This is a genomic window from Bradyrhizobium sp., assembly GCF_019244115.1.
Taxonomy (GTDB): domain Bacteria; phylum Pseudomonadota; class Alphaproteobacteria; order Rhizobiales; family Xanthobacteraceae; genus Bradyrhizobium.
Window position 1 is genome coordinate 1 of record NZ_JAFATE010000479.1, and the last position, 3,461, is coordinate 3,461.

The following is a 3,461-nucleotide window of genomic DNA, read 5'->3' on the forward strand; positions in this document are numbered from 1 at the left end:
GGCCTTGGCGTCAATCAATGCGACCTCCAGCCCGCGCGCCCGCAAGCCAGCGACGACGAAGTGAGCAAGGCGGATGCCCATTCGATCGGAGCGGTAGGAGCCGTAAAAAACCAGAATGCGATGCGTCATTCTGCCCGGACGTTACCACGCAGCGATCCGACTATCCATAAAGCGTGCCGAACTAGCGCAAAATCCGCGCCGCGCCCTCTTCGGAAACCTGCCCCACCCCGGCTCTCCCGGGATGATCCGGCTTGACAGCGCGAAGCGATGGGAGGAGCATTGCTGCGTCGCCTCGCTTGGCGATCACATTGGTCAACCACGCAAACGGGAGGTTCAATGACTCCACCTCCGCAGAGAGAACCGCGATAGTAGCGTGGTTCGCGTTCGGACCATGGTATAGCGGTAAAGCCACGAACGGCACGCCGGGCGAAGGTTTAGTGGGCCGCATCAGTGAGGCATGGCCCCTTACCTTCCCGGCGGTGTGCTTGGCTGCAAGCGGCCGGCCGCTAGACCGGACCTTCCTCAAAGCGCAACTGGTCGGGCACGGCGCCAAATCGTCCGAGCACGGTCGTGGTGTGTTCGGGATAATCGGTCCGAACAAGGGCGAGCGCGCCAGCGTGGCCGAAAACCTTCCAATTGCCCTTGATGCATTGACCCAGGTCAACGTTGTTGCGCTGCCCGCGCAAGCTGCATTGCGGCAGATGCGATCCGTCGAACAACCCATCAGACGTCCTTGAAACCTTGGTCCGCAGCCAACATGATGGGCTGGTCGGCGGGTGATTTGCCGAACAGGCCGGCCGTGGAGACATTCCCATGTTTGAGCGCGCCATTCCCATCCATCATCCGCGGATCGCGCTTGACGCGGCGCAGGACGAACCCGCATCAGCCAGCGCGCGCGCTCGTCTTCGTGCATTCCGCGACCAGGCCTTCCGCGGAATAAAGAGAGCGCTGCGTTTCCTCGGCCACCTCGCCGAGGCCGGTGGTCCGCTTTCATGAGTGGCCATGATGCCTCCACGCCGACTCGCATCCGTCATTGCTGCGGCCCGGACAGCGCGATGTCACGCTCGGCCCGGAACACGTTGGCATAGAGGTTTGCAATCCACTGGCGCCCACCCGAGGTCATGTTCAGATAACCGATCTCGGTCTGGATCTGCGGGGCGACGCTGTCCCAGTAGAATTGCGGATAGCGATTGATGATATCGGCCGGCGATTCATAGCCGAGCTGGCGGTTGATGCCGACCTCCTCGAATTCGTGGTACAGGGCATTGGCTTTCCGGATGTAGTTGGGATCGCCGAGCTGACCGATGAAGTCGGCCGCGCGCACGATCGATGCCTCCTCATCGCATTGCCGGCCGGGGACCGGCGGAAACCGCGTGCCCTCGATCGCATCGGCGATGCGCTGGGGATCGAGCGGAGAAATTCCCGCAATGCGGTTCAAGACGTAAAGCTTGGAGCGGTCGACGTGATAGGCCATCAGCGCGGCATCCGATGAGCCGCGCGGCAGCATCATCTTCTTCCCCGTCGGGTCGATCACAAAGCCGTTCGCGTCGTCATCCCTTAAAAGGCCACGCACATAGCCGATGTCATGGGTGAGGCAGGCAATGATGAGATGAGCATAATCGTCCGCCGTCACATGCATGTGCAGGGCACGGCCGCGGAAAATCGCGTGCCCCGCGAGGGTGACCAGGAGCGTATGTTCGACATTGTGGTAGAGCGCGTCACTGTTGCCGATGCACTCGATCGCCATGCGCGCGGCCGACGTCACGCACTCGACGAGCCGCATCTGCGACGAGCCGAACCGGCGACGCATGTAGGAGCCGAGAAATTCCTCCAGCTCGTCCGCCGCCAGCTCAGGAATAGTGATCATGGAAGCCGTCCCGCTTCGGCCCGTCGACACCCCCGATCATCGACGTGACCGCGATCGCGTGCGCAGCATATCCCATCTCGGGTCTGCGGGCCAAACACGACGGCTTGCAGCGGAAGCAAATCGTGAAGCACAATCGACCGTGCGATCGCAGTTCGTCAGTGCTGCGGTATCGGCATGGGCGGCCGCAAGGACCCCGGCGGACGAGACCGCGACGGCCTTGTCATGACGCTCCGTGTCTGACCATGTGGTGCACCGTCGACAGACTCGAGGTAGGACGCGAGGGCCCAGGCCGAGCTCGAATTGCTCGCATAATGCTGCTGCAGAAACAGGTACAGCGTGACGGTGAAGCGCCCCTTGGTGAGCCCGCGGGCGCGGTGATGACACGTCGAACAGCCGTCGGCGAACAGCCTTGCCGCCGGTTTGCCCTCATCCAGGTTCTCGGCCCTCGCGGCCGGATCCGTGACCAGAAAAATGACGCCAATAAGGAGCAGCGCGAGCGCCACTCCGCCAAACCAGGGCTGCCTGCCGACCAATTGCATACTCTTAACTCTCACTTGCCCGGCGATACGCAATGCTCGGCGTGGAGCAGGCCCCTCAGCGCTCAAGCCACATCGGCGCGCGGAGTTTCGCTGTCGTCGGCGGCGAGCACGTCGAGATCGATGAACTGCGGATCGTCATCCCCGAGATCGCTCCGCAGCCGTTCGCCACCATGGACCTGCATCAGGGTCTGCACGCGCCGCGCATTCGGATAATCGACGTGCTGATGGCGCAGCGCCGTGCTCAGCAGCGTCCGCGGCAGGTCGACCAGCGTGAACGCCTGCGCCTTGCGCAGCTCGCTGCCCTCGCGCCAGCGGAGCGGATTGAGCGTATAGATCACCTGACGCTCGATCTCCGGAAGCTGTGGCTGTTCCGGCTCGGCCTGCGCGAGCAGCGCGGCATTGGCATTGCCGGCGCGCGTGCGGACGGCGGTGGACCGCAGCTCCCAGCACAGCAGTTCGACGGCGGAGAGCACTTCGCGGCGCACCGCTTCCACGCTGGTCGCGAACCGGCTCGCATCCGGCAATGGCGCACCGCTTCTGGTGACCGCCTCCATCAGCGAGCGGGCGCCGGCTTCGAACTTCGGGGCCGCCTGTTCGATGGCCAAAACCATCGCCTCGATGCCGTCGGCCGTCATGTCGCGGTCGCGCTGGGCCCTGGCGTCGGCACAGGCCCGCTCGGTTGCGACGATCTGCTCGTCGAGCTCCGCCAGTTCGGCCCGCAGCTTCTTGACGCGATCCTCGACAGCGCGCAGCTTGACCTCGGCGCGCTCCAGTTTCGTATTGCTGGCGCCGGCCACCGCCAGCTGCTCGGCCGCGGCGCGCATGTCGGCAAGGACCTGTTCGGCCCCGCCGAGCTGCTCCGCAAGCCGCGCCCGCGCCGCCTGCTTGTCCTTGAGGGCGCGCTCGAAGCGTTCGACCGGGGCAACATCACGCTTGAAAAATCCCATAACCCACATCCCTTCGCAAATCGCGTTTGGTCCGCCGAATCAGAGGCAGATAGAATGCCCGAAATCTAGCCCGCGACTTGGATCAGATTGGGGCTTTTGCAACGCTCT

The 3,461-nt window shown here is 63.9% G+C and carries 5 protein-coding genes and 1 pseudogene; 2 read left to right on the plus strand and 4 right to left on the minus strand.

Annotated features, from left to right (window positions below; genetic code table 11):
• Positions 1–129, minus strand: a pseudogene (locus JOZ76_RS21095) (NADPH-dependent FMN reductase); the annotation flags it as partial.
• Between the two features lie 179 nt (positions 130–308).
• On the opposite strand from JOZ76_RS21095, the gene JOZ76_RS21100 reads away from it, so the two are divergent.
• Both JOZ76_RS21100 and JOZ76_RS21105 read left to right on the plus strand, forming a co-directional pair.
• Positions 309–737, plus strand: coding sequence for a hypothetical protein (locus JOZ76_RS21100; RefSeq protein WP_291701475.1), 429 nt, complete (start codon positions 309–311; stop codon positions 735–737).
• Between the two features lie 76 nt (positions 738–813).
• Positions 814–996: a hypothetical protein gene (locus JOZ76_RS21105; protein WP_291701477.1), complete on the plus strand. Its 183-nt coding sequence runs from the start codon at positions 814–816 to the stop codon at positions 994–996.
• A gap of 34 nt (positions 997–1,030) precedes the next feature.
• Here the strand turns inward: JOZ76_RS21105 and JOZ76_RS21110 are convergent, their stop codons facing one another.
• From JOZ76_RS21110 to JOZ76_RS21120, 3 genes are all read right to left on the minus strand, one after another.
• Positions 1,031–1,867: a metal-dependent phosphohydrolase gene (locus JOZ76_RS21110; RefSeq protein WP_291701479.1), complete on the minus strand. Its 837-nt coding sequence runs from the start codon at positions 1,865–1,867 to the stop codon at positions 1,031–1,033.
• A 155-nt stretch (positions 1,868–2,022) separates the two neighbouring features.
• Entirely contained in the window at positions 2,023–2,400 is a 378-nt protein-coding gene (locus JOZ76_RS21115; RefSeq protein ID WP_441300065.1) for a cytochrome C, read from the minus strand.
• A 68-nt stretch (positions 2,401–2,468) separates the two neighbouring features.
• On the minus strand, positions 2,469–3,353 hold the full coding sequence (locus JOZ76_RS21120; protein WP_291701481.1) for a hypothetical protein: 885 nt from the start codon (positions 3,351–3,353) through the stop codon (positions 2,469–2,471).
• Positions 3,354–3,461: the final 108 nt, after the last annotated feature.

Coding starts and splice junctions, on each gene's coding strand:
- JOZ76_RS21105 (WP_291701477.1), top strand. CDS start 814: ATGTTTGAGCGCGCCATTCCCATCCATCATCCGCGGATCGCGCTTGAC.
- JOZ76_RS21110 (WP_291701479.1), bottom strand. CDS start 1,867: ATGATCACTATTCCTGAGCTGGCGGCGGACGAGCTGGAGGAATTTCTC.
- JOZ76_RS21120 (WP_291701481.1), bottom strand. CDS start 3,353: ATGGGATTTTTCAAGCGTGATGTTGCCCCGGTCGAACGCTTCGAGCGC.